Raw genomic sequence first — 23,575 nt, forward strand, 5'->3', positions numbered from 1 at the left:
CCTGCTTGAGAATGCAGGTCCTGCCCAGATCCCATGACCGTCTCCATCGGCGATCGTCTGCGTCTGACCGCTTCTCAGACCTATCTCAAAACCGCTGACCCGATGCCGATGCTGCGCCCGCCGGATCTGGTGTCGGTGGGTGAAATCGGGGAAGTTGTGGCACTTCATCCCCTTGAGACCGTCGCTGTGCGCTTCCGGCGGGGGGCGTTTCTGATTCCCCTCAGTCATCTGGAACCAGTCGCAGCTGAGGATTGAAGCTGGCGCCAGTGGTTTTCCAGCCTCTTGAGGGCGTCCGTTGGACCGCAAAGGCTGAGGTGGGGAGTGTGAAGCCAGCGCTGGGCTGCTTCCATCAGCTCCTGAGGCTGCAGTGACTCCATGCGTTCAAGACAAAGGCTGTCATGGTCATCGCTCAGGCCGAGGCCACGTCGATGTGCCGCCCGTTCCGCCCGCTGGGAACAGGTCTGGCGGCCATGGGCCACCTGTCCTCGGAATTTGGCTTGGGCCAGGGTCAGGTCCGCCTCGCTGAGGGGTTGGCTGCTCAACTCGTGCCAGCTCTGGTGCAACAGCGACAAAGTCAGTTCAGCCCGTTCGGCGCTGCTGGAGGCGTGCAGCACGAACGGTGCAGCACCTGCCCGTGCTGGGTGATGCGCTCCGACGTCGTAGGCCACACCATGGTCTTCCCGCAGACGACGGAACAGCAGGCTCGACATGCCTGAGCCCAGATGGCACTGCAGCAGCCGCAGAGCCAGGTCATCAGGATGCCCATAGGCACAGCAGGGTTGACCCAGCATCAGCACCACCTGCTCGGTGTCGATGGACTGCATCACCAGGTCGCCGTCTCCATTGGGCGTCCAGTGCATCGGTGGAGGGGGTGGAGCATCTGTCGTGTCCTGCCACCCTTCGCCCGTCCGTTTCAGCAGCGTGTCGTCCAGGGATGACAGCCAGGTTCCGCTGATGGCCAGCACGGAGCGTCCCGTCGTCAGCTGTCTGGCCAGGGTCTGCAGAACGGTCTCATCCAGTCGTTGCAGGTCGTCGCTCACTCCGAGCGGGTCATGGCCGTAACCCGTGCTGCCGTAAACCAGCTGCCGCCATTGATCGACCGCCAGGTGGAAGGGGTCCTCCCTCTGTCGCTGCAGCGCCTGCAGGCTCAAGGACCGCTCCAGTTCAAGCTGTTCCGTCGCCAGATGGGGTGCTGTCACCATCCAGTCGAGCAAGGGCATCAGCTCCTGGGCGTCTTCGGTGGTGCAGCGCAGACTGATCAGCAATCCGTCTTCATGGGCGTCACTGCGCAAGCCCGCGCCTCGCCCCTCCACCAGATCCGCCAGCTGACGATGGTCGAACGGTCCGCAGCCACGGCTGAGGGTGGCCGCCAGAAGTTGATGGGCACCACGCTGGCCGACGCCGTCCGTGGCACTGCCCCAGGGCAGCAGCAATTTCGCCGACATCACGCCGGGGGTGGCGATCCGATCAACGATCAGGTCCGGAATGGCCATCAGCGTTGCCCCGCCGGAGTGGCGATCAGGCTGCAGGCCCGACTGGGCTGCAGCAATGGCATCAGGTCCTCAGACAGGCGCTCTTCAGTCCAGGCCTGCAGATGCTGCAGCGGTTGCAGCAGCTCCTGCGGACGGTTCCACAGCATCTGGCTGGCGGCCTGGGCTGCCACCTGACCGACCGATTCCAGGCTGTAGCGCAGCCCGTTGCCAACGAGTTGGCGTCCTCGAGACAGCTCTTCAGCTGTAAACGGTGCCGCCTGGTTCAGCTGCTCGTGCACCGTTGCTTCCACCTGCTCCAGATCCTCGGGCTCACAGCTGATCTCCAGGGTCATCAGGCATCCCTGTTCCAGAACACTGAGATCCATGTCCACGCTTTCCGCAATGCGAAGTTCCTCGCGCAGCTGGGCGACGAGGCGGCTGCGTCGCCCTTCCCCCAGCAGTGTCGTGGCGAGATCGGCACCCATCACCCAGGCTTGATCGTGGGCGGTGGATCCGCTCCAGAGCATCAGCAGACGCGCTGACTCCAGGCGTGCCAGCTCCATCGTGTGGCGTCCCGGCTGCATCCTGAGCCCCTTGGGCTCCACCTGATCAATGGCGTCGGCTGACGGTTGTGGGTCCGGCGGCAGTTGCGCCAGGGCCGAGCTCTCGACCGTCGCCCTCAGCTCCCTCGCTTTCGGTCCACTGATGGCCAGACAGCAATGGTGGCCTCGGTAGCGGCGCTGATGGAACGTGCGCATGGCTTCAGGGTCCATGGCCAACAAGCTGGAGCGTTCCCCGAGGATGGGGCGTCCATAGGGGTGGTCCGGGCAGCCCTGCTTCAGCAGTTGCTGCAGGACCAGCTCATCCGGTTGATCGGCGTACTGGGCCATCTCTTCCAGCACCACCTCCCGCTCCAGGCGGAAGGACTCCTGCTCCAGGGCAGGGTGCAAAACCAGATCCAGCAACAGATCAAGGGCCTGCTGGCTCGTCTCGGGCGGGATCAGAACGTGGAAATGCACGTCATCAAAGCCGGTGGCGGCATTGCTGCTGCCGCCAAGGGCCTCGATGGCCAGATCAAAGGCACCAGCCTCCAGCCGCTCACTGCCCTTGAACACCATGTGTTCCAGGAAGTGCGCCATCCCTTCCTCTCCAGCAGCCTCCGTGAAGCTTCCGGCTCGACACCAGAGGTCAAGGCAGGTGAGCGGAGCTTCGGGCATCTCGGCTGCCACGCAGCGCACACCGTTGGGGAGGGTCCAATGGTCCAGTGCAGGACCGTGCAACAGGCTGGTCAGAACTGCGTGGCAAAGTTCCATTCTGTTCCCCCCGGCTTGATGCAGTCCCCGCCGTCTGAGTCTTCATCGACGGTTGCTCCCCTGATTCCCTCCCTTGCCGAGACGATCCGGGGTGCCTGGATCGGGTTACCAGAGCTGAAACCGCTCGACGCCGACTCCGATTTCTCAAGCATTGAGGGGCAACTGGAAGGGGATGACCTGCTCATTCGCAACGAGCTGCTGTGTTGCCGCGGTGTACGCAAGATCCACCTGGAACTGGCGCGGCTCGGTCGGGGTCTGCAGATTCTCCACTGCGTCTGGTTCCCGGACCCCCGCTTCGATCTGCCGATTTTCGGTGCCGATATCGTGGCCGGTCCCGCAGGGGTCTCCGCTGCAATTGTCGATCTCTCTCCGGTGTCCGGAACCTTGCCGTCGGGTATTGAAACGGCCCTGGCAGGCACTCCCAGTCCGGCTTTTCGCCAGGTGCGCGATCTGCCGGGGTGGGGCACGATTTTTTCCCCCCATGTCTGTTTCATCCGTCCGGATGGTGCTGAGGAGGAGGTGCTGTTCCGCTCACGGGTGGAGGAGGTGCTGACCATCCTGCGAACAGCTGTGCTCCAGACAGCCTGCGAACCAGCGACAGCGGCTTCTACGATCCGCCGGTATGAAGGACAACTGAGCTATTGCCTCCAGCAGAAGCGCAACGACAAGACCCGCAGGGTGCTGGAGAAAGCCTTCGACGCCTCCTGGGCCGATCGCTACATCGAAGAACTGCTGTTCGACGATCCTTTGCCTCCAGGTTGACCCGACTCTGGAGTCATTACGGTTCGGTCGGGCTGGTTTGTTTGGTGTTCGTACTGATCGGCTGTGGTGGCGATCAGTCCACGAAGGCCCCATCGGATAAATCAGCTTCTGACGCAAACGAAGCCGTTGCCCGTCCCGAAGCGGTCGCGGCCCTGGGGCAGCTGGAGCCCGCTGGAGATGTGCGTCGCCTGGCCGCTCCAACCGCCGGCGTTGCCGGAACACCAAGGATCGAACAGCTGCTGGTTGATGAAGGGGCTGTGATTCGCCGGGGACAGGTGCTTGCCCGCTTCGACACCAAAGCCGGTCTGGAGGCAGACCTGGCAGCTGTTGAGGCCGACCTGGCGAGTCTCGAAGACGAGATTGCCCTACAAAAAGTTGAGGTGTCGCGGTATTCGCGCGGGGCCAATTGGGGTGCTGTTTCGCTGGTTCAACGCGAATCCAGCAGGGAAGATCTGGTTCGTCTCGAGGGTGAACAGGCACAGGCCCTGGCCCGGCGTCAGGGCTTGCTGGTGGATTTAGAGGACAGTGAGCTGGTCTCTCCCCTGGACGGCCTTGTCCTGGAGATCCATGCGCGCGAGGGCGAACGGCCTGGCAGTGATGGGGTGATGGATATCGGCGCCAGCCAGAAGATGCAGGCTCGGATCGAGGTTTACGAGTCCGATATCGCGCAGATCAACCTGGATCAGCAGGTGCAGCTGACCAGCGAGAACGGTGGCTTCAGCGGTCAGCTCAGCGGTCGCGTCATCCAGATCAGTCCACGGGTGCAACAGCGCGATGTGCTGTCCACCGATCCCACCGGTGATGCCGATGCCCGGGTGGTGGAGGTGCTGGTGGCTCTCGACGACGCCGATGTCCGCCGGGTGATCCGTTTGGCCGGGTTGAAGGTCATCGCCCGGTTCGAGCCATGAAGACCCTCTGGCAGGGACGTCGAATTCCTCTGTCCTGGCTGTTGCTGTCCCGTCAGCCCGTTCGCCTTCTGGTGGCTCTGGCTGGGATCAGCTTTGCCGGGATCCTGATGTTCATGCAGCTGGGGTTTCGCGATGGACTGTTTGACGCCAGCGTCACGGTGCACCGTCTGTTCGATGCCGATCTGGTGCTGATCAGTCCCCGCTCCGCCAGTTCGGTTGATATGGCTGGATTCCCGCGAAGACGACTTGTTCAGGCACTGGCCGATCCTGCGGTCGAGGGGGTGAGCCCGGTCCATTGGGGCTTGATGCTGTGGCGTAACCCGGAAACCCGCCGCACCCGAGCCATCCTGAGCCTGGGGTTCAATCCGGATGATCCCTTTTTTGTGGATTCCAGCCTGTCTGAAAAAACCGAAGTCCTCAAACAGAAAGGCAGGATCCTGTTTGATCAGCTGTCACGGCCGGAATTCGGTCCCATCGCTGATTGGTATCGGGAGGGCCGCACTGTTGAAACGGAAATCGCCGGCAATCGCATCCGCGTTGAAGGTCTGGTGAGTCTCGGCACCAGTTTCGGGGCCGACGGCAACCTGCTCACCAGTACGGAGACTTTTCTGGATCTCTCCCCACAGAAATCGCGCGGGGCCATTGAAGTCGGTCTGATCCGTCTGCGTCCGGGGGCGGATCCAGAGACGGTCGTTCAAAGGCTGGACTCAAGGCTTCCCAACGACGTCAAAGTCCTCACCAAACGGGGATTCATTGACTTCGAGAAGAACTATTGGAAAAGCGGCACGTCGATTGGATTCATCTTCACCCTCGGAGCCGCCATGGGCTTCGTTGTGGGCTGCGTGATCGTTTACCAGGTTCTCTACACCGATGTCAGTGACCATCTCCCGGAATACGCCACCTTGATGGCCATGGGCTATCGCCTCAGCCATCTGCTCGGCGTTGTGGTTCGAGAGGGGTTCTACTTGGCGGTTATGGGCTACATCCCTGCCTACATCGCTGGTCAGGGGCTGTACTGGTTTGTCCGTGATGCCACGAAGCTCCCTGTGGGGATGGATCTGACTAAAGCAATCACCGTCGGCGGCATGATCCTGGTGATGTGCATGCTGTCCTCGCTGCTGGCGATGCGTCGTCTGGTCGATGCAGACCCTGCGGAAATCTTCTGATGGCCTCCGTCGAGCTCCAGAACCTCAGCCACTCTTACGGGCGCGGTGAGATGCGGAGGCAGGTGCTGCAGGGCATCAGCCTCAGGATCGATCCCGGCGAGGTGGTGCTGCTGACGGGGCCATCCGGTTGCGGCAAGACAACGCTGCTGACCCTGATTGGTGCCCTGCGCACGGTGCAGTCCGGTCACGTCACTGTGCTCGGTCATCGTCTTGACGGTGCCGGTCGCCGCCAGCGGCAACAGGTGCGCCGTGGCATCGGCATGATTTTTCAGGGCCACAACCTGTTGCGTTGCCTCACAGCGGAACAGAACGTTCAGATGGGGGCCGATCTCCTGCCAGGACTCGGCTACCGCGCCCGACGGGATGAGGCCCGGCAGTGGCTGCGCTCCGTCGGCTTGAAGGATCAGATGGGCAAATTGCCCCACGACTTATCGGGTGGACAGAAGCAGCGGGTGGCGATCGCCCGTGCGCTTGCGGCCCACCCACGGCTGCTGCTGGCCGATGAACCGACGGCTGCCCTGGATGGAGCCACGGGTCGGGAGGTGGTCGAACTGTTGCGGCGACTGGCGCGGGATCAGTCCTGTGCGGTGTTGATGGTGACCCACGATCCACGCATCCTTGACGTGGCGGACCGGTTGCTGCAGATGGAGGATGGCTGCCTGCTGCCGGCTGCGCAGTAAGGTGATGCGGATTGCCTTTTTGTTGTTGCCGGATGGCTAAGCGCAGAAATCTGAAGAAGGAAAAGCAGGAACGCAACCGCGCCTATGCGCGCAAATTCAAGAAGCGCAAGCTGCGTACTGATGGCCGTGGTGAGGGTGCCGGTAACGGCGTCACGGGTACCGCCAACAACGGCGGTGCGGCTGATTGATTGCTGGGCAGTTCTGACGTTCAGCGGGGGACCTCAAGGTCCCCCTTTTTGTTGCTTTTAGGCTGAGCTATTCCACCCTTCCGGTTGCCGCGATGTTCGTCAGCGTCGTCATCCCGACCTACAACCGCCGGCCGATCCTTGAGAAGTGTCTGCTGGCACTTGAGCGTCAGCAGGTGTCTCCCGAGATTGACCGTTATGAGGTGGTGGTGGTGGATGACGGATCCACCGATGGAACCCCGGATTGGTTGCGTGGGGCGGCGGAGCGTTTCCCTCATGTGCGGTTGATTGAGCAGTCCCATGGCGGCCCTGCTGAGGGGCGGAATCGCGGCGTCGATCACGCCCATGGCGATGTCATCGTCTTCATCGACAGTGACCTGGTGGTCACGGACAGCTTTCTGTCCTGTCATGCCAGCAGCCTTGTTCGCAGCTGGGAAGCGCGCGGTGATCGCCTGTGCTTTACCTATGGCGCTGTTGTCAACACAGCCAATTTCGAGCAGCCCACGGCTGAACGGCACAAGCTGCGGGATCTCTCATGGGCCTATTTCGCGACCGGAAATGTCGCCATCGCCAAGGAGGTGCTGCAGCGTGCCGGATTGTTCGATACCGGATTCCGCCTTTACGGCTGGGAAGACCTTGAACTGGGCGAGCGGTTGCGCCGCATGGGGGTGCAGCTGATCAAGTGCCCTGCTGCCGTGGGGTACCACTGGCATCCAGCCCTGACCCTCGATCAAATCCCGCGATTGATTGAGGTGGAAGGGGAACGCGCACGGATGGGTCTGGTGTTCTTCCGCAAACATCCGACGCGCCGCGTGCGATTCATCATCCAGTTCACTTGGCTGCATCGCCTGCTGTGGGAGCTGCTCACCCTCGGGGGGCTGATCAATGAGCACAGCCTGCGGCCTCTGCTGCGTTGGTTGATTTGTCATGGCTACTCCGGCACGGCCATGGAATTGCTGCGGCTTCCCCTCAACCGGATCGGGGTGCGTGCTCTGTTTCAGGAGGCTCGTCTGGCTGGCTTGCGCTGATCGGCTTTTTGATACCGTCAATGGGCACTTTCACACCGCACACCTGCCCGTTTCGGGTGCATGCGACACCGATCAATGCCCTCGGGCTGAGATGTGTCCATCCCTGGCAGGTGGAGGCGAACCCGAAACCCTCAAACCATGGCTGTTGTCACCCTCGCCGAGATGATGGAGGCGGGTGCCCATTTTGGGCACCAGACCCGTCGTTGGAACCCCAAGATGTCGCGCTACATCTACTGCGCGCGCAATGGTGTTCACATCATCGATCTCGTGCAGACCGCCGTCTGCATGAACAACGCCTACAAATGGACCCGTTCCGCTGCCCGCAGCGGCAAGCGTTTCCTGTTTGTCGGCACCAAAAAGCAGGCCTCTGAAGTAGTTGCACTCGAGGCAGCTCGCTGCGGAGCCGCCTATGTGAACCAGCGCTGGCTGGGCGGCATGCTCACCAACTGGACCACGATGAAAGCCCGGATCGACCGCCTCAAGGATCTTGAGCGGATGGAGTCCAGCGGCGCCATCGCGATGCGCCCCAAGAAGGAGGGTGCTGTGCTGCGCCGGGAACTGGAACGGCTCCAGAAGTACCTGGGTGGTCTCAAGACGATGCGTCGTCTCCCCGATGTGGTGGTGCTGGTGGACCAGCGCCGCGAGTCCAACGCCGTTCTCGAAGCGCGCAAACTGGACATCCCTCTGGTGTCCATGCTCGATACCAACTGCGATCCGGACCTCTGTGAGGTGCCCATCCCCTGCAACGACGACGCTGTGCGTTCGGTGCAACTGGTGTTGGGGCGTCTCGCCGATGCCATCAACGAGGGCCGCCACGGCAACAACGAGCAGCGCGGCGGCGGCGACGCCGAAGGCTGAGGCTCTTCGAAACGCTAAGTTCACGCCGCCGACCTGCGCTTGTGGGCCGGCGGTGCTTCATGTTCACTTCCCCGACTTCTACGACCGATGGCAGCCGTATCCGCCAAGCTTGTCAAAGACCTGCGCGACAAGACCGGCGCGGGAATGATGGATTGCAAGAAGGCCCTGGCGGCCACCGATGGTGACGCCAACAAGGCGGTCGAGTGGCTGCGACAGAAAGGCATCGCCAGCGCCGAGAAGAAGTCCGGCCGAACCGCTGCCGAAGGTGCCATCAGCAGCTACATCCACACCGGCTCCCGGGTTGGTGTGCTGATCGAAATCAATTGCGAGACCGACTTCGTCGCCCGTGGCGACATGTTCCAGGAGCTGCTGAGGGATGTCTCGATGCAGGTGGCGGCTTGCCCCAACGTGGAATACGTCAGCACCGATGACATTCCCGATGAAATTCGGGAGCGTGAGAAGGCCATTGAGATGGGTCGCGATGACCTGGATGGCAAGCCGGAGCAGATGAAGGTGAAGATCGTTGAAGGCCGGATCGGCAAGCGCCTGAAGGAGCTCGCGCTGATGGAGCAACCCTTCATCAAGGACAGCTCGATCACGGTGACTGAACTGGTCAAGCAGACCGCCGGCAAAATCGGTGAAAACGTGCAGGTGCGTCGCTTCACCCGTTACACCCTTGGCGAGGGCATCGAGGTGGAGGAGTCCGATTTCGCTGCGGAAGTCGCCTCCATGAAGGCTGCTGGCTGATCCAGGTGCCCATTTCGGACCCGTCGTCCGCCTACAACCCCGATGAACAGCTGGCACGCCTGGGACGGTTGTGCCGGCTTCGTTCCATTGCTGTGTATCGCGAACAGGCGCTCTACCTTCAGGTTCTGCGGGATGAGCTTGGGCCTGCTGTACGTCAGGCCTTGTTCTCGTTGATGTCGGAGACGGATCCACTCCGTTTCAATCGACTAACGGAGGGGCAGAGAACCCGCTTTCACGCCGCGATCGAAAATCTGATCAACCGCTGCTCGGTGCTGCTGACGGTGGAACAGCAGATGCATCTGGCTGATCAGATCCAGCAAGAGCAGCTGAGGCATCAAGCCAGGGCCAGTCGTCAGATGCTTCAGGGGCTGCAGCAGGCTGCTCAGCAACAGCAGAGTGAGCCCAGCTCCCAATTGAGTGACCTTCCACCTGGGGCATCCGGAGGCTCGGTGGAGCTGAGCATGGCGCCGCCCCTCGATCAACCCCAGCGCTTCGGAATTCAAGCTCCGCCTGAATCTCGCTCTCGACCTCACGCGTCTCCTGCGCCGGTTCCACAGCCGGAGTCTCAGCCCTCACACGATGCCGTTGATGGGGCCATTCAGGGAGACCTTGACGTGCTCCGGTCGTTGTTCGAGTTGGCAGGCGAAGCTCTTGAGCAGCCCTCCAGTCCTGGTTCCTCGGTCGGAGGGTCCAGTGGATCGAATCCAATCGAGGGTGAAAACAACCTGCTGCCGACCATGCCAGTGGCGTTGTTGCAGTGGATGGATTCCATGGATCTGGCCCTGTCGCGTCGGCTTCGGAATCTCTCCCATGCGGTGAATGTTCAACTCCTGCGTTCCGGCCTGGCCCAGGCTCTGTTGCCGGTGAATCTGCTGGAGACTGTGCTGATTGGCCAGATGGAAACACAGGCTTCCCCCTCCAATCTGCTGCGACTTCAGCTGCCTCTCGCCATGGGCGATCTTGGTCCGGGAATGGATGTTCTCTGTGTGCTGGTGCGCAGCAGTGAGCTGGAATTCGACAGCTTTCGCCTGCGACGTTGTCGCCGTCGCCTGCGCGACCAGCACCAGGAACTGCTCAAAATGGTTCGGCAGCAACGCCATTGGGAGCGTCGCTGCTTGGATCGTGAAGCACGGACGCCTTGGCAGACTCCTCCCGATCCCAAGAGTCCCGCGGATTGAACCGCGAGCAGCTCACTGAGTTGCTGGGTTGGCTGAAGCCCTTACAGCAGGCTCTTTCGCTTGAGGTCGAGACGGGGTTCAACAATCTGCAGGGCCGTCAGCAACGGTTTGATGGCTTTCTGGTTCATCAGCTTGCAGCCCCCCCACCACTGCCCTACCCCCCTGGTGTTGAGGCGCGCCTGCAGCGCTTGCACCAGGGTTTTGTCGGTTACGAGGAGTTGCCTGAAAGCGGCCGCCGAAGGCTGGTCACCGACACTCGCCAGTGGCTGCATGAGTTGCGGCTCCGCCTCGAACCATCAGCGCCCATGGCACCGCCACGGCTGCGGTTGGCGACGGCAACCGCATCAGCACCTCGTCGGGAGCTTGGTCTTGACAGTCCGCTGACCCAGCTCCAAGGCGTTGGACCGAAGTTGGCGGGTCGTCTGGCGGCGATTGGTCTGCTGCTGGTTCGAGACCTGCTGAAGCACTATCCGCGAGACCACGTCGACTACGCCACCCGCCGCCGCATCGAGGCCCTGGTGGTCGGAGAAACGGCCACGATCGTGGCCACCATTCGCCGCTGCAACGGCTTCGTCAGTCCGCGCAATCCGAATCTGTCGATTCTGGAACTGCAGCTCCAGGACCCCACCGGTCGGATCAAGGTGACACGGTTTCTGGCGGGGAAACGCTTCAGCTCACCGGCCTATCTCAAGGGGCAACAGCGGCTGTATCCCCAGGGGGCGACGGTGGCCGTCAGTGGTCTGATCAAAGAGGGGCCCTATGGGGCGACCTTCCAGGACCCGTTGATTGAGGTGCTGGAAAGCAGCAATGCCGAGGTGCGATCCCGCAACATCGGTCGTCTGATGCCGGTCTATGGATTGACGGAAGGGGTTGCGGCAGACCGCTTCCGTCAACTGATCGACCAGGTGTTGCCCCTAGCTCGGGCCTGGCCTGACCCCCTCAACCAGACCGAGCGCCGGGATTGGTCGTTGGTCAGCCTGCCGGAAGCGTTTCAGGGACTGCATGCACCGGATGATCCCAGCCAGTTGGATCAGGCCCGGCGTCGGCTGGTCTTTGATGAATTCCTTCTGTTGCAGCTCGGTCTGTTGCGGCGTCGACGCACCCTGAGCCAGCGTCCTTGTCCCCAGCTCGAGTTGATCCGTCGCGGTGATGGGCTCGTGGGGAAATTTCTGGCTTCCCTGCCCTTTGCCTTCACCGCTGCACAGGAGCGGGTCTTCGGCGAAATCGAGGCCGATCTGCAGCGTTCCCAGCCGATGGCCCGGCTGGTGCAGGGGGATGTCGGTTCCGGTAAAACCGTCGTAGCCATTGCGGCGTTGCTAAGCACCATCAGTTCCGGCTGGCAGGGCGCCTTGATGGCTCCGACGGAGGTTCTGGCCGAACAACACCACCGCAACCTTTGCCGCTGGCTTCCCCCACTGCATGTGACGGTTGAGTTGCTCACCGGCGCGACGCCGAAAACCAAACGGCGCCAACTGCTGGATGACCTGGCCAACGGCTCCCTCAAGGTTCTGGTGGGGACCCATGCCCTGCTGGAGGATCCGGTGGTGTTTTCCCGCCTGGGACTGGTGGTGGTGGATGAGCAGCACCGCTTCGGCGTGCACCAGCGGGACCGACTGCTCAACAAGGGTCTGCAGCCCCATCTGCTCACGATGACCGCCACCCCGATCCCCCGCACCCTGGCCCTGTCCCTCCATGGCGACCTGGACGTGAGTCAGATCGACGAACTCCCGCCAGGACGGACACCCATCCGCACCGCCATGCTCACGGCAGCGCAGCGGTCGCAGGCCTACGAGTTGATCCGTGAGGAGGTGGCCCGTGGCCAACGGGCCTATGTGGTTTTGCCCCTGGTGGAGGAATCCGAGAAACTAGAACTGCGATCAGCTGTTGAGGTTCACGCTGAACTGGCCTCGGAGGTGTTCCCGGAGCTGACGCTCGGTTTGTTGCACGGCCGCTTGAACAGTGCGGATAAGCAGTCGGTGCTGCGGGACTTTGCCGATGGCCGCAGCCAGGTGCTCGTGTCCACCACGGTGGTGGAAGTGGGTGTGGATGTGCCCGAGGCCAGCGTGATGGTGATCGACCACGCCGAACGTTTCGGATTGGCCCAGTTGCATCAGCTGCGAGGCAGGGTCGGCCGTGGGGCGGCCGCCTCCCACTGCCTGTTGATCAATGGCAGTTCCAACCCCCTGGCCCGTCAGCGCCTGGATGTGCTGGTGTGCTCCAACGATGGCTTCGAGATCGCCGAGATGGACCTTCGCCTGCGGGGGCCAGGTCAGGTGCTGGGAACCCGACAATCCGGCCTTCCCGATCTGGCACTGGCCAGCCTTGCTGATGATGGTGCGGTGCTTGAGGATGCCCGTGCAGCGGCGCAACAGCTGATGGAGCAGGACCCGGATCTGTCCGCTCATCAAGTCCTCCTGGCCTTGTTGGAGGAACAGCAACGTCGGCTCAGCGGAGCGGCACCCCTGAATTGACCCGTTTAACCATGGTTGGTTTCAGCAAGCCCATGCGTCCCTGGAGTGATCGTCCGATTCACGACAACGGGGAGCCCCTTGTGGCGCTGCCGCCAACCCTGTTGCGACTCGAACCACACCCGTACGTCGCGGCTGGTGCCCCCTATGGCCCTAGCGCAGATCCCTTTCAGTTGCGCTCCGGTGTGGTGGATCGCCTCCTGGCAGCGCAACAGGACCTTCAGGCAAGGCAATCCGACCTGCTGCTGGCCATTTTTGATGCCTGGCGGCCGCTGGCCGTTCAGGCCTACATGGTGGAGCAGGCGGTGACGGCTGAAATCAATCGACGCGGCATCGATCGGGCTGACCGCGAACAAGTCGCTGCTGTGCGTCAAGCGGTCGGTCGCTTCTGGGCGCCACCGAGCCCTGATCCCTCCACACCGCCTCCCCGTAGCACCGGTGCCGCCGTGGATCTCACCCTCGCCAGCCAAAGCGATGGAGGTCCATTGGCGATGGGGGGCGAGATCGACGCCGTTGATGTCATCTCAGAACCTGACCATTACGCCGCTGCTGCGCCGGATTCGGAAGAGGCGCTCTGGCATCAGAGGCGGAAGCTTCTGGCGTCTGTGATGCAGTCAGCCGGTTTTGCTCAGCATCCCAATGAGTGGTGGCACTTCAGCCACGGAGATCAGCTCTGGGCGTGGCGCAGTGCTGCCGGTTGTGCGATCTATGCTGCAGCACCCAGCAGCTCACTCACCGCCTGATCACCAAGTTTTTCAACGTGATCGCCGAGGCTGCGGCGACCGCCGGCTTGCTTCCAGCTGATCAGCAGAGGTTCGATGGTCTGCTCGAGCTCGTCCAGAGGCATGCGTTGCAGGAAGGGCTGGGCCAGCCGCTGCAAATTGGCACTGCCGCCGAGCCACAGCTGGTACTGATTCACACCGCTGCCCACTAGGGCCAGTTCCGCCATGTAAGGGCGTGCACAGCCGTTGGGGCACCCGGTCATCCGGATCAGCACCGATTTGTCGATCTCGAGGCGACGCAGCTGGGCATCGAGGCGCTCCAGCACGCTGGGCAGGATGCGCTCCGATTCTGTGATGGCCAGCCCGCAGGTGGGCAGAGCCGGGCAGGCAATGGCATGGCGGGCCAGTGGAGGGGGAGCATCGGGCAGATCGAACCCGAGAGCCGCCAGCTCAGCCTTGATCGTGGCCCGCTGGGCCGTGCCGATGTTGCAGAGCAGTAGATCCTGATTCGCCGTGAGGCGGATCTCCAGTTGGTAGGTGTCGACGATGGCGCGCAGGCCCTGCTTCATCGTGCCCTTCAACCGACCACAGAGAAGCGGCAGACCGACGAACCACAGGCCAGCTTTCTGTCGGTGCCAGCCCAGGTAGTCGAGCAACTTGGGTTTGGCTTCGTTGCGGAAACCCTTCAGCGGTCTGGAGAAGTAGTTCGCCTTGAGCTCATTGCGGAACCAGGCGATACCGCGATCCTCCAGCAGATATTTCATACGGGCATGACGACGGATGCGGCGATCGCCGTGATCCCGCTGCAGCGCCACAATTGCCTGGAGAAGGTCGAAGACGTCAGCGGCGTCCACGTAGCCAAGGGGATCGGCGATGCGCGCGAACGTTTCCTCTTTGTTGTGGGTGCGGCCCATGCCGCCCCCCACATAGACGTTGCAGCCCCGTAGATCGCCGGAGGGGTCGGTGAAGGCCACCAGCCCGATGTCCTGGGTCAGCAGATCCACCGAGTTGTCACCGGGGACGGTGACGGCCACCTTGAATTTTCGGGGCAGGTAGGTGTCGCCGTAGAGCGGTTCAGCTTCACTGCCGGAGAACACGCCTGGCTCCAGTTGGCGCTTGCGGGCCCGGCGAACCGCGGCTGGCGGGCTGAAGCGATAGCTGAGGTCGCCGTCAACCCAGAGGTCGAGGTAAGAACCTTCAGCCGCTTCCGGACTCAGCAGATCGGCAATCTCGTCGGCCAACCGCCGTGCAGCTGGGTAGCCACCTTTTTCGAACGGGGCCGCCGGGGCCATCACGTTGCGGTTGATGTCACCACAGGCAGCCAGGGTGGAACCCAGGTTGCGAACGATGGTGCCGATCACCTCTTTCAGGTCGGCCTTGGGAATGCCGTGCATCTGGAAGGCCTGCCGGGTGGTCGCCCGCAGGGTGCCGTCCCCCAGCCGATCGGAAAGCTCGTCGAGAGCTAAAAATAACTGGGCCGGGATGCGGCCACCAGGGCTGCGCAGCCGCAGCATCATCTGCCAGGTCTTGTCTTTCCCCTTCTCGCGTTTATCGCGGTCGTCCTGCTGATAGCTGCCGTGGAACTTGAGGATCTGCAGAGCGTCTTCGCTGAAATTGGGTAGATCATTCGCCAGTTCGCTCAGCAGCGGCTCCCGCAGGTAGTCGCTGTCCAGCTTGCGTTGTTCCGCTTTCGGAAGACTGGTTGCGGTCTCCTGTTGTGCAGCTGCAGCCCCGTCGCCCACGCGCTTCCGGTGTTGATGAATTGAACGTAGCGAAACGGATTCCAATACAGTCGCAAACGGCAATGTTGGCGGCGTGACTTCAACCTTTCTTCTGGAGATCGGCACGGAGGAATTACCGGCCGATTTCGCCCGTCAGGCCCTTGATCAACTGCAGGATCGTGTGGGTCGTGATCTGCTGGATAGCCGTCTCGATCACAAGTCAGTTCAGGTGTTGGGCACACCCCGTCGCTTGGTGGTACGGGTGCATGGTTTGGCGGATCGCCAACCGGACCTCGAAGAAGATCAAAAGGGGCCTCCGATCGCCCAGGCCTTCAAGGATGGAGTTCCGGGGCCGGCTGCGATCGGCTTTTCCAAACGCTGCGGTGTGGATCCGTCGCAGCTCGAGGTGCGCAATACCCCCAAGGGCGAATGTGTGTTCGCAAGCGTGCGGACCGAGGGGCAGAACAGCGTTGACCTGCTGCAGGAGCTCATCCCCGCCTGGATCAATGGTCTTCAGGGCAGACGCTTCATGCGCTGGGGAACGGGAAGCCAACGCTTCAGCCGACCGATTCGCTGGCTGCTGGCCCTGAAGGGTGTCGATCTGATCCCGGTGGAGATCCCCGGTGCGGATCCGCCGGTTCGCAGTGATCGCTTCAGTCGCGGCCATCGCCTGCATGGTGATCAACCTCTGCCGATCGACACCGCAGAGGATTACGACGACACCCTCGCAGCGGCTGGCGTGATCGTTGATCGCCAGCAACGGGCTGCCCTGATTCGATCTCAGCTCGATGCTTCAGCCGATCAGCTGAACGGTCTTCCGGATTGCCCCGAGTCTCTGTTTGAAGAGCTTGTGGATCTCGTTGAATCACCGCGGCTGCTGCAGGGATCCATCGCTGAGCGGTTTCTGTCACTGCCACCGGAAGTGATCATCACCGTGATGCAGGCCCATCAGCGCTATGTGCCGCTGAAGGTTCCCGAGGTCACACCGGATCCGCTGCAACTGGAGGCCACGGTGGTTCTCCAACGGGACTTTCTGCTTGTGGGCAATGGTCTTGAGGCCGCGGATGCACTGATCACCCGAGGCAATGAACGGGTTCTCGCTGCTCGGTTGGCGGATGCGGAGTTCTTCCTCTCCGTGGACCGACGTCAGCCCAGCAGTGCGCGTCGAGAGGCTCTGGATCGGGTCACCTTCGCCGAGGGGCTGGGCAGCCTGCTCGATCGTTGCCAGCGGATCGAGCGCACTGCCCGTCAGTTGGTGGACCAGCTCAACCTGGATGCGCATCAAGGGGAGGCGGCCATCCGAGCTGCCCATTTCTGCAAGCACGATCTTGTAAGCCAGATGGTTGGTGAGTTTCCTGAGCTTCAGGGACTCATGGGTGGCAAATACTTGCTTGAGGAGGGGGAGCCAACGGAGGTCGCCCTGGCGGTGGTGGAGCACTATCTGCCGCGCGGCGCAGGTGATCAGCTCCCCAGCAGTGATGCGGGTGCCGTGGTGGCGCTGGCGGAACGCCTGGAATTGCTGTTAAGCATCTTTGCCAAGGGTGAACGTCCCAGCGGTTCATCGGATCCCTATGCCCTGCGGCGCGCTGGCAATGGCCTGTTGCAGATCGTCTGGGACCGTGGCTGGAGGCTCGATCTGAGCCGCTTCCTGGGCTCAGCGGTGGAGGACTGGGCTGCTTTGTTCCCGGAGTTCGCCATCGACAGCTCAGCACTCCACCAGGATCTTTGCCAGCTGCTGCGGCAGCGGATTGTTTCCCAGTTGGAGGACGAGGGCTTTGTTCCGGATCTTGTCCAGGCGGTCTCCGCAGAGTCGGTGGCGACGGAGCGGTTGCTGGCTGACCCCATGGATGTACGCGAGCGGCTCGACCTGCTGAATGCTCTGCGTCAATCGAAGGCGTTGCCGGGATTGATGGCCGTGGTTCAGAGGGCTGCGCGGCTGGCGGAGAAGGGTGATCTGGTTGAGACCGATCTCACGGTGTCGGCGGTGGTGTCACCCGAGCGGTTTGAGTCTCCCAGTGAAACGGCGATGTACGAGGTGCTCGTGCAGCTCGAGCCCCTTGCCTCAGGACGCCGCTATCGCGAGCTAGCTGAGGCATTGGTGCAGGCCACCCCAGTGCTGGAAGCCTTCTTCGATGGCGATGACAGCGTGATGGTGATGGCTGATGACCCCGAACTGCGCCGGAACAGGCTCAATCTTCTTGGGGTGCTGCGCAATCAAGCTGGCGTGCTGGCACGGTTCGATCTGATCCAGATCTGACAATGTTTGAGTCAGCCTGAATGTGTCGAGCTACTCAGTGCGGGTATGCGCAATCCCCATGCCTGACGAGATCAAGCATGGTGAAAATGGTCTCGGCACTATCGTCGCAGCACTGATCATTGCGGCTGCAGCGATTTACGCGATCAATGTCTTGACCTCTACCCGCAAGGAAAGGGCTCCCAGTCGCAATCTGGAAGAAGGCATCGAGCGGATCAAAGATGCCGCCAGCAAGGCGGCCGCAGAGCGTCAGTGATCGAGCCGGGCAGGGCCACCGTCAGCTGACGGTGGCTTTTTTGTCTTCGCGTTTGGCCTGAGCCTTGACGGCCTGAACGGCTTCTTCAGCCAGGAAGTCTCCATCGGAGCGACCCACCGCTGATGGCACGGGGGTGTAGTTCGACGGTGCCAGCGCTTCACCGCGCAGCAGGCTGCCGAGGGTGCGGAGCGTCAGCTTCATCTGCTGCCAAGGGTTCATCAGCACCACGCGCTTGTAGAGGTAGCTGTCGAAGGTGAGCTTCTGAACGTCCCTGTCGTCGCACATTTCGACGAAGGCCTCCCGAGCTGCGTCGTTGCGGTAAAAGATGCGCTGAAGGATGTCGAGAACGGCGTACGTAGCCCCGTACTTGCGGTCCCACCGCTTGAGATAGGTGGATTTGATTTGCTTCTCGGTGGGAATCACCGTGCCGTTCTTGGAGATCTCAACGATGGCCTCCGCGCACATCCGTCCACTCTTGGCGGCGAAATAAATGCCCTCACCGGAACTCTTGGTGACGTAGCCGGCGGCGTCACCCACAAGAGCCATCCGTCCCACCACACGGCGGGGACGGGGGTGCTCGGGGATCGGATGGGCTTCGACCTTGATCACTTCGCCTTTGAACAGGCGCTTGTTCGCCCGCTCCCGAATGCCCTTCTGCAGACCTTTGATCAGGCTCTGGTTCTGCTGCATGGTGCCGGTGCCCACGGCCACGTGGTCGTATTTGGGGAAGACCCAGGCGTAGAAGTCTGGTGAAACGTCGGTGCCGACATACATCTCGGCCAGATCTTCGTAGTAGGTCATCTCCTCAGCCGGCAGTTTGATCCGCTCCTGGAAGGCGATGGCCACGTTGTAGTCACCGGCATCCATGGCCTTGGCGACCCGGGAGTTGGCCCCATCGGCGCCGATGATCAGATCCACGTCGAGGGTTTTCTGGTCACCGGTTGGTCCACCGCCGCTGTAGTCGGCGTAATGAAGCGTGTACGGACCCTGGCGGTTGCTGCCGGTGTCGATTTTCTGAACCAGTCCATTCACCAGCGTGGTGCCAAGGTCAGCGGCACGGTTGCGCAGGTAGGCGTCAAACACCTCACGACGGCACATGCCGATGTAGGCGTTGTCGTCGTAACCAAGGGGATCGAGTTTGATGTCCACCTCCCGATTGGAAGGGGAAATCATCTTCATGTTGCGGACCTTGCGGTCGATGATGTCGTCCGGCAGGTCAAATTCCTCGACCATGCAAAGAGGAATCGCACCACCACAGGGCTTGGCGTTGTCCAGCTTGCGTTCAAACAGCCAGGTTTGGATTCCAGCTTTGGCAAGAATTTCGGCAGCGCAGGATCCGCTAGGACCGCCGCCGATAACCGCAACACGCAACATCTCAGCCCAACTCCGCTGGATTGTTTTTTGAAGCTACCACTCAGTTGATAGCCAACGTGGGCCCCCCCTGGCACCCGCCCTTACGATCGAAACAACACGCATCAGCCCAGTGGCCCGGGCCTCCTCCGCGCGACGCCATCCAAGCGGAGACATTCCCGTTGCCCGTCGGGCCGGAGCAGCCCGGCAGCGACGTCGTGGATCGGGTTCCCTTGTCGGCCTGGTCGCTGTTGTGGCGGTGGTTGCCGGCGGTGTAACGGTGCTGTTAGGGACCAACCGCACAGCACCGGTGCAACCGGCGCAGTCGTTGGGAATTGAGGGGTTCCGGCAGCGTCCCGACGAGGACGGGCGATTGTTGGGGCATTTCCCCTACGAAGAAGTTCCCCTTGATCAGCTCGTCAGCTTCGAGCCCGGCATTGTGCTTCACCTGGATGCAGCGAATGCTCTGGACGCGATGTTGCAGGCCGGCCTGGCTGAGGGCGTCGATCTTCGTCTCTTAAGCGGTTATCGCTCCCTGGCGTTGCAGGAGTCGATCTTTTTCGACATCGCCTCGGAACGGAACCAGACGGCGGAGGAACGGGCGCAGGTTTCGGCACCACCCGGGTACTCCGAGCACAGCACTGGCTATGCGATCGATCTTGGTGATGGAGAGGCACCCGAGACCAATCTTTCTCAGAGCTTTGAGCAGACCAGAGCTTTTCGCTGGCTTCAGGACAACGCTGCGCGCTACCACTTCATTCTTTCGTTTCCCAGGGGGAATCAGCAGGGGGTGATGTATGAGCCCTGGCATTGGCGCTTTCAAGGCACGGCCGAGGCATTGCGTCAGTTTGAGGCAGCCCGACGCTTCACCTCTCGACGCCTTTGACCATTCCTGAGCTGCTATCCCCAGCCGGTGACTGGGACTGCCTCAAGGCCGCCGTCGCCAACGGTGCCGATGCTGTTTATTTCGGTGTTGATGCCTTCAATGCCCGCCAGCGGGCTGAGAACTTCCGCATCGAAGAACTGGGGGAGGTGATGACCTGGCTGCATGAGCGCCAGGTACGGGGGTTCCTCACCTTCAACGTGCTCGTGTTCAGCGATGAGCTGGAACGTGCTGCTGCGTTGCTGCTTGCGGCGCAGGCCGCCGGGGTGGATGCGCTGATCGTTCAGGACGTGGGTCTTTGTTGTCTGGCTCGAACCCTGGTGCCGGATCTTGCGCTGCATGGCTCCACGCAGATGTCGATCACCAGTGCCGCTGGTGTGGCGCAGGCGGCCGCATTGGGCTGTGAACGGGTCGTTTTGGCCCGGGAGCTTGCGCTGACGGATCTTGAGCGCTTGCAGGGGCAGTTGCAGGCCAGGCATCTGGCCATGCCCCTTGAAGTCTTCATTCACGGTGCTTTGTGTGTGGCTTATTCCGGTCAGTGCCTGACCAGTGAGTCCCTGGGGCAGCGCAGTGCCAACCGCGGTGAATGTGCTCAGGCCTGCCGGCTCCCCTATGAATTGATCGTCGATGGCGTTCCACGACCCCTGGGTGATCAGCGCTACCTGCTGTCGCCTCAGGATCTTTCGGCCTGGCCTGTGCTGCCCGAGCTGCAGCGGATCGGCATCGCCAGCCTCAAGATCGAAGGGCGGCTGAAGGACCCGAGCTACGTGGCGGCCGTCACGGATGCCTACCGCCGTGGTCTCGATCGGGGCCTCAACCCCGCGGAACAGGACGACCCCCAGCGCCAGTTGGAGCTTGCTTTTTCACGGGGGTTATCCACCGGATGGTTGCAAGGGATGAACCACCGCTGCCTGGTCCACGGCCGTTGGAGCAAGAAGCGCGGTCCATTGGTGGGGCAGCTCTTGCAGGTGGATCGCAGTGGCTGGCTGCAGATCCGCAGCCGGGAGTCCTTGCGACCTGGCCAGGGCTTGGTGTTGGAACGACGGTCCACATCGCCTCTTCAGCCTCCGGAGGAGGTTGGGGGACGCGTGATGGTGGTGGAACGGCTCGGCCGCGAGCGCCTGCGCCTGAAACTTGGCCCGGGTCGTCTCAACCTCCGCGATCTCACGGCCGGTGCGTCGGTCTGGCTCACCAGTGATCCCTCCTGGGACAGCCACTGGCAGCGGGCTGCCCAGCGTCCGACTGCCAGCCAATCCATCGGGCTGCAGCTTCGGGTGCGGGGCCGTCTGGAGCAGCCACTGGTGCTGGAAACAATTGAGGGAGGAACGCGAATCTCCAGCCGCATGCCCTTGCAGGCGGCCCAGCAACGCGCTCTCGATCGCCATCGTCTGGAGGAGCAGCTGGGACGGCTCGGGGGCAGCGGCTGCTTTCTAGAACGGCTGGAACTGGACCTGGAAGGGGATCTGTTTCTGCCAGTGGCCGAGCTGAATCGGATGCGCCGGGAGCTCCTGGAGCAGCTACAGCAGCCACCAGCCCTCGCGTCATCCCAAGGGCCCCTGCAGAGCTCCGCGGTGGATGTGCCGTCCGTTTTGAGGCAGCTGTTGCCAGAGACCTCGCCCCAGTCCTCAACGGATCAGACCGGACTCGTCGTGCTGGTGCGGAGCCTGGCGCAGCTGGAGGCCCTGATTCCACTCACCAACCTGCCGATTGCGTCCGTGGTGGCCGATCTGGAGCAGCCCCGTGATCTGAGGGAAGCGGTGGCCATCGGTCGTGGTCATTGGCCCGATGGGATCTGGCTGGCGGGAGCCCGTATCACCCGGCCCAATGAGTCCTGGAGCCTGGAACCGTTGATCCGAGCCCGTCCGGACGGCTATGTGGTGCGCAATGCCGATCAATTGGAACGCCTCACCCCCTTGGCTCCCTGCGTCGGTGACTTTTCTCTAAATACGGCCAACCCCCTCAGCGTCCGCTGGTATCTGGAGCACTGGGGGTTGGAGCGGGTGACGGCCAGCTACGACCTCAACCTGCAGCAGCTACTGGATCTGGCCGCTGGCGTAGACCCCTCACGCATCGAGGTGACCCTCCATCAACACATGCCCCTGTTTCACATGGACCACTGCGTGTTCTGCGCCTTTCTCTCGGATGGTCATGACCACACCGATTGCGGTCGCCCTTGTGAACAACACACCGTCACGCTCAGGGATCGCAGCGGCGTTGAGCATCCATTGCGGGCCGATCTCGGCTGTCGCAACACCCTGTTCAACGGCACGGCACAAACCGGTGTGGAGGGTCTGCCGGCACTGCTCGAGATCGGCATCCGTCAGGTCCGCCTCGAGCTGTTGGATGAGGATGCTGCGTCGACGCAGCGTCGGGTCAGGCTTTACGCCGATGCGCTTCTGGGCCGTCGTGCATCACGGGACGTGTGGAGTCAGGAACAGATCCATCACCAACTCGGCGTGACCCGCGGGAGCCTGAAAGTAACAACTGGGCGTAATGAGCCGAGCACCGTAGGGCGCAAGGGCAAACGCCAGTCGTAGACATGAGTCTCAAGGGTCGGCACGCTCCGTATGTCCGACGGACTTCAGCTCATGGAACTTCAACTGGAACAACCACTGACATCGGTTCTCAGCGTCAAAGTCGCTTCTGACGTGGAGCCACGCCTTGATCACCACTGTGCCCGGCTTCAACCCAGCGGCACCCTGCCCCGCGCTGCCCTGGTGCGTGCCCTGCTTCGCAAGGGACTGGCCGAGCTGGACGAGCTGGAGGCGAGCGATGAGCGCTGATCTCTACACCCGCCCGCTAAGAGCTTCTGTTCGTGAGCTTCTGCAGGAAGACAACATTGACATCGCGGAAGCGCTTTATTCCGACTGCGATTACCCGACAGCACTCAGCAATCTTGCTGAAGTTCGTGTTGCAGCGCAGAAGGTGGTATTTGAAGCTGATGCACTCATGTGCGCAGTGCTTGTTAAGGCGATAAGGGAAGACGATTGAATCATCATACAGGCGGGTAATTCTCGCCCATTGTTGACACTTTTAATTCGTCTCTCAAAATGGACTTATAAGACAAAATTTTGGATCTTATGAAATTCAAGCCGCGTTGCAAGTATCCGCACATTACGGCGACATATTTGTCTGACGCCCTACTTGCTGAAGTCAACAAATTCTGCGTTGACCACAACTGCAGCAAGTCAGAAGCGATTCGCCTCCTGATGCAGAACGGCCTCGCCGCAATGCTTCTTGATGACGGCTGAGAAAAATGAAGGGCCGCCCTGACAAGCCAACCCTTCACCAATCCGACCAATGGAATTTTACCCATGAGACGCTCTGATGCTGGATTTTCCGTCCTAATTGCTTCCATTTACAGCGAGATCGAGGACTGGATTGACAAGCACCCTGATTGCTCACCGCACGCCTCTCTTGCGGTTGATCGGCTGTTGCTGCTTCTAACGACAATGGGACAGATGTGATGTCGTGGCGAGAGAAACTTCCTGAGCTTCAAGGCTTCGCTTTGTTGCCGTGTGGTGCAGGCGAAAAAGGCAAAGCACCGATTGATCAGGTAACTGGGAAGCACTTAAACAATTGGCCAGACGCCTCCTTCACACCGGACGACATCCTGGCGATGAA

Annotated in this window: 23 protein-coding genes; 19 read left to right on the forward strand and 4 right to left on the reverse strand. The window is 61.7% G+C overall.

Going from position 1 to position 23,575, the window contains the following annotated elements; all coding sequences use genetic code 11:
• Positions 1–33: 33 nt before the first annotated feature.
• Positions 34–255, forward strand: coding sequence for a DUF3148 domain-containing protein (locus TX72_RS05400; RefSeq protein WP_011127946.1), 222 nt, complete (start codon positions 34–36; stop codon positions 253–255).
• Here the strand turns inward: TX72_RS05400 and TX72_RS05405 are convergent.
• Together TX72_RS05405 and TX72_RS05410 are read right to left on the reverse strand one after the other, a co-directional pair.
• Positions 225–1,493 carry a M16 family metallopeptidase gene (locus TX72_RS05405; RefSeq protein WP_011127947.1) on the reverse strand — a complete coding sequence of 423 codons (1,269 nt, stop codon included), beginning with the start codon at positions 1,491–1,493 and terminating at the stop codon, positions 225–227. The two genes, TX72_RS05400 and TX72_RS05405, sit on opposite strands and share 31 nt — an antisense overlap.
• Positions 1,493–2,785: a M16 family metallopeptidase gene (locus tag TX72_RS05410; protein WP_011127948.1), complete on the reverse strand. Its 1,293-nt coding sequence runs from the start codon at positions 2,783–2,785 to the stop codon at positions 1,493–1,495. Before TX72_RS05410 ends, TX72_RS05405 begins: the two co-directional genes overlap by 1 nt.
• Positions 2,786–2,803: 18 nt before the next feature.
• Here TX72_RS05410 and TX72_RS05415 point away from each other — a divergent pair, with 18 nt between their 5' ends.
• The 11 genes from TX72_RS05415 (at position 2,804) to TX72_RS05460 (ending at position 13,508) form a co-directional block, all read left to right on the forward strand.
• Positions 2,804–3,547 carry a phycocyanobilin:ferredoxin oxidoreductase gene (locus tag TX72_RS05415; protein WP_011127949.1) on the forward strand — a complete coding sequence of 248 codons (744 nt, stop codon included), beginning with the start codon at positions 2,804–2,806 and terminating at the stop codon, positions 3,545–3,547.
• Positions 3,544–4,455, forward strand: a complete 912-nt coding sequence (locus TX72_RS05420; protein ID WP_011127950.1) for an HlyD family efflux transporter periplasmic adaptor subunit — start codon at positions 3,544–3,546, stop codon at positions 4,453–4,455. Before TX72_RS05415 ends, TX72_RS05420 begins: the two co-directional genes overlap by 4 nt.
• A complete protein-coding gene (gene devC, locus TX72_RS05425) occupies positions 4,452–5,621 on the forward strand; it encodes an ABC transporter permease DevC (protein ID WP_011127951.1) in 1,170 nt (389 codons plus the stop codon). The genes TX72_RS05420 and devC overlap by 4 nt, the downstream gene beginning before the upstream one ends.
• Positions 5,621–6,301, forward strand: a complete 681-nt coding sequence (locus TX72_RS05430; RefSeq protein WP_011127952.1) for a DevA family ABC transporter ATP-binding protein — start codon at positions 5,621–5,623, stop codon at positions 6,299–6,301. The genes devC and TX72_RS05430 overlap by 1 nt, the downstream gene beginning before the upstream one ends.
• Before the next feature lie 32 nt (positions 6,302–6,333).
• A complete protein-coding gene (locus TX72_RS14375) occupies positions 6,334–6,489 on the forward strand; it encodes an Asl3888 family RNA-binding protein (RefSeq protein WP_011127953.1) in 156 nt (51 codons plus the stop codon).
• Between the two features lie 92 nt (positions 6,490–6,581).
• Entirely contained in the window at positions 6,582–7,514 is a 933-nt protein-coding gene (locus tag TX72_RS05435) for a glycosyltransferase family 2 protein (RefSeq protein WP_011127954.1), read from the forward strand.
• A gap of 138 nt (positions 7,515–7,652) precedes the next feature.
• Positions 7,653–8,372 carry a 30S ribosomal protein S2 gene (gene rpsB, locus TX72_RS05440; protein ID WP_011127955.1) on the forward strand — a complete coding sequence of 240 codons (720 nt, stop codon included), beginning with the start codon at positions 7,653–7,655 and terminating at the stop codon, positions 8,370–8,372.
• 87 nt (positions 8,373–8,459) lie between these two features.
• Positions 8,460–9,119: a translation elongation factor Ts gene (tsf, locus tag TX72_RS05445; protein WP_011127956.1), complete on the forward strand. Its 660-nt coding sequence runs from the start codon at positions 8,460–8,462 to the stop codon at positions 9,117–9,119.
• Between the two features lie 5 nt (positions 9,120–9,124).
• Entirely contained in the window at positions 9,125–10,297 is a 1,173-nt protein-coding gene (locus tag TX72_RS05450) for a hypothetical protein (RefSeq protein WP_011127957.1), read from the forward strand.
• Positions 10,258–12,768 (forward strand): ATP-dependent DNA helicase RecG, encoded by a 2,511-nt coding sequence (gene recG / locus TX72_RS05455; RefSeq protein ID WP_011127958.1) that lies wholly within the window; start codon positions 10,258–10,260, stop codon positions 12,766–12,768. Before TX72_RS05450 ends, recG begins: the two co-directional genes overlap by 40 nt.
• Before the next feature lie 11 nt (positions 12,769–12,779).
• Positions 12,780–13,508 carry a M15 family metallopeptidase gene (locus TX72_RS05460; RefSeq protein ID WP_011127959.1) on the forward strand — a complete coding sequence of 243 codons (729 nt, stop codon included), beginning with the start codon at positions 12,780–12,782 and terminating at the stop codon, positions 13,506–13,508.
• On the opposite strand, the gene TX72_RS05465 is transcribed toward TX72_RS05460, so the two are convergent.
• Positions 13,472–15,229, reverse strand: a complete 1,758-nt coding sequence (locus TX72_RS05465; RefSeq protein ID WP_011127960.1) for an NADPH-dependent assimilatory sulfite reductase hemoprotein subunit — start codon at positions 15,227–15,229, stop codon at positions 13,472–13,474. The genes TX72_RS05460 and TX72_RS05465 overlap by 37 nt on opposite strands.
• Positions 15,230–15,302: 73 nt before the next feature.
• Between TX72_RS05465 and glyS the strand changes: the two genes are divergently transcribed.
• Together glyS and TX72_RS05475 are read left to right on the forward strand one after the other, a co-directional pair.
• Positions 15,303–17,465 carry a glycine--tRNA ligase subunit beta gene (glyS, locus tag TX72_RS05470; protein WP_011127961.1) on the forward strand — a complete coding sequence of 721 codons (2,163 nt, stop codon included), beginning with the start codon at positions 15,303–15,305 and terminating at the stop codon, positions 17,463–17,465.
• Between the two features lie 58 nt (positions 17,466–17,523).
• The gene (locus TX72_RS05475; protein WP_042503380.1) at positions 17,524–17,718 is read left to right on the forward strand and encodes a hypothetical protein; all 195 of its coding nucleotides are present in this window, start codon (positions 17,524–17,526) and stop codon (positions 17,716–17,718) included.
• Between the two features lie 21 nt (positions 17,719–17,739).
• Here the strand turns inward: TX72_RS05475 and chlP are convergent, their stop codons facing one another.
• The gene (chlP, locus tag TX72_RS05480; protein ID WP_011127962.1) at positions 17,740–19,092 is read right to left on the reverse strand and encodes a geranylgeranyl reductase; all 1,353 of its coding nucleotides are present in this window, start codon (positions 19,090–19,092) and stop codon (positions 17,740–17,742) included.
• Between the two features lie 109 nt (positions 19,093–19,201).
• Here chlP and TX72_RS05485 point away from each other — a divergent pair, with 109 nt between their 5' ends.
• The 5 genes from TX72_RS05485 to TX72_RS14835 all read left to right on the forward strand — a co-directional run bounded on the left by TX72_RS05485 (position 19,202) and on the right by TX72_RS14835 (position 23,202).
• Positions 19,202–19,954 (forward strand): M15 family metallopeptidase, encoded by a 753-nt coding sequence (locus TX72_RS05485; protein WP_011127963.1) that lies wholly within the window; start codon positions 19,202–19,204, stop codon positions 19,952–19,954.
• Entirely contained in the window at positions 19,951–22,488 is a 2,538-nt protein-coding gene (locus TX72_RS05490; RefSeq protein WP_011127964.1) for a peptidase U32 family protein, read from the forward strand. Before TX72_RS05485 ends, TX72_RS05490 begins: the two co-directional genes overlap by 4 nt.
• 51 nt (positions 22,489–22,539) lie before the next feature.
• Entirely contained in the window at positions 22,540–22,734 is a 195-nt protein-coding gene (locus tag TX72_RS05495) for a hypothetical protein (protein ID WP_148228776.1), read from the forward strand.
• Positions 22,724–22,942, forward strand: coding sequence for a hypothetical protein (locus TX72_RS05500; protein WP_042503382.1), 219 nt, complete (start codon positions 22,724–22,726; stop codon positions 22,940–22,942). Before TX72_RS05495 ends, TX72_RS05500 begins: the two co-directional genes overlap by 11 nt.
• Before the next feature lie 137 nt (positions 22,943–23,079).
• Positions 23,080–23,202 (forward strand): hypothetical protein, encoded by a 123-nt coding sequence (locus tag TX72_RS14835; RefSeq protein WP_263969721.1) that lies wholly within the window; start codon positions 23,080–23,082, stop codon positions 23,200–23,202.
• Positions 23,203–23,575 lie beyond the last annotated feature (373 nt).

Origin of the sequence: Parasynechococcus marenigrum WH 8102 (genome assembly GCF_000195975.1) — a bacterium.
Taxonomy (GTDB): Bacteria; Cyanobacteriota; Cyanobacteriia; order PCC-6307; family Cyanobiaceae; genus Parasynechococcus; species Parasynechococcus marisnigri.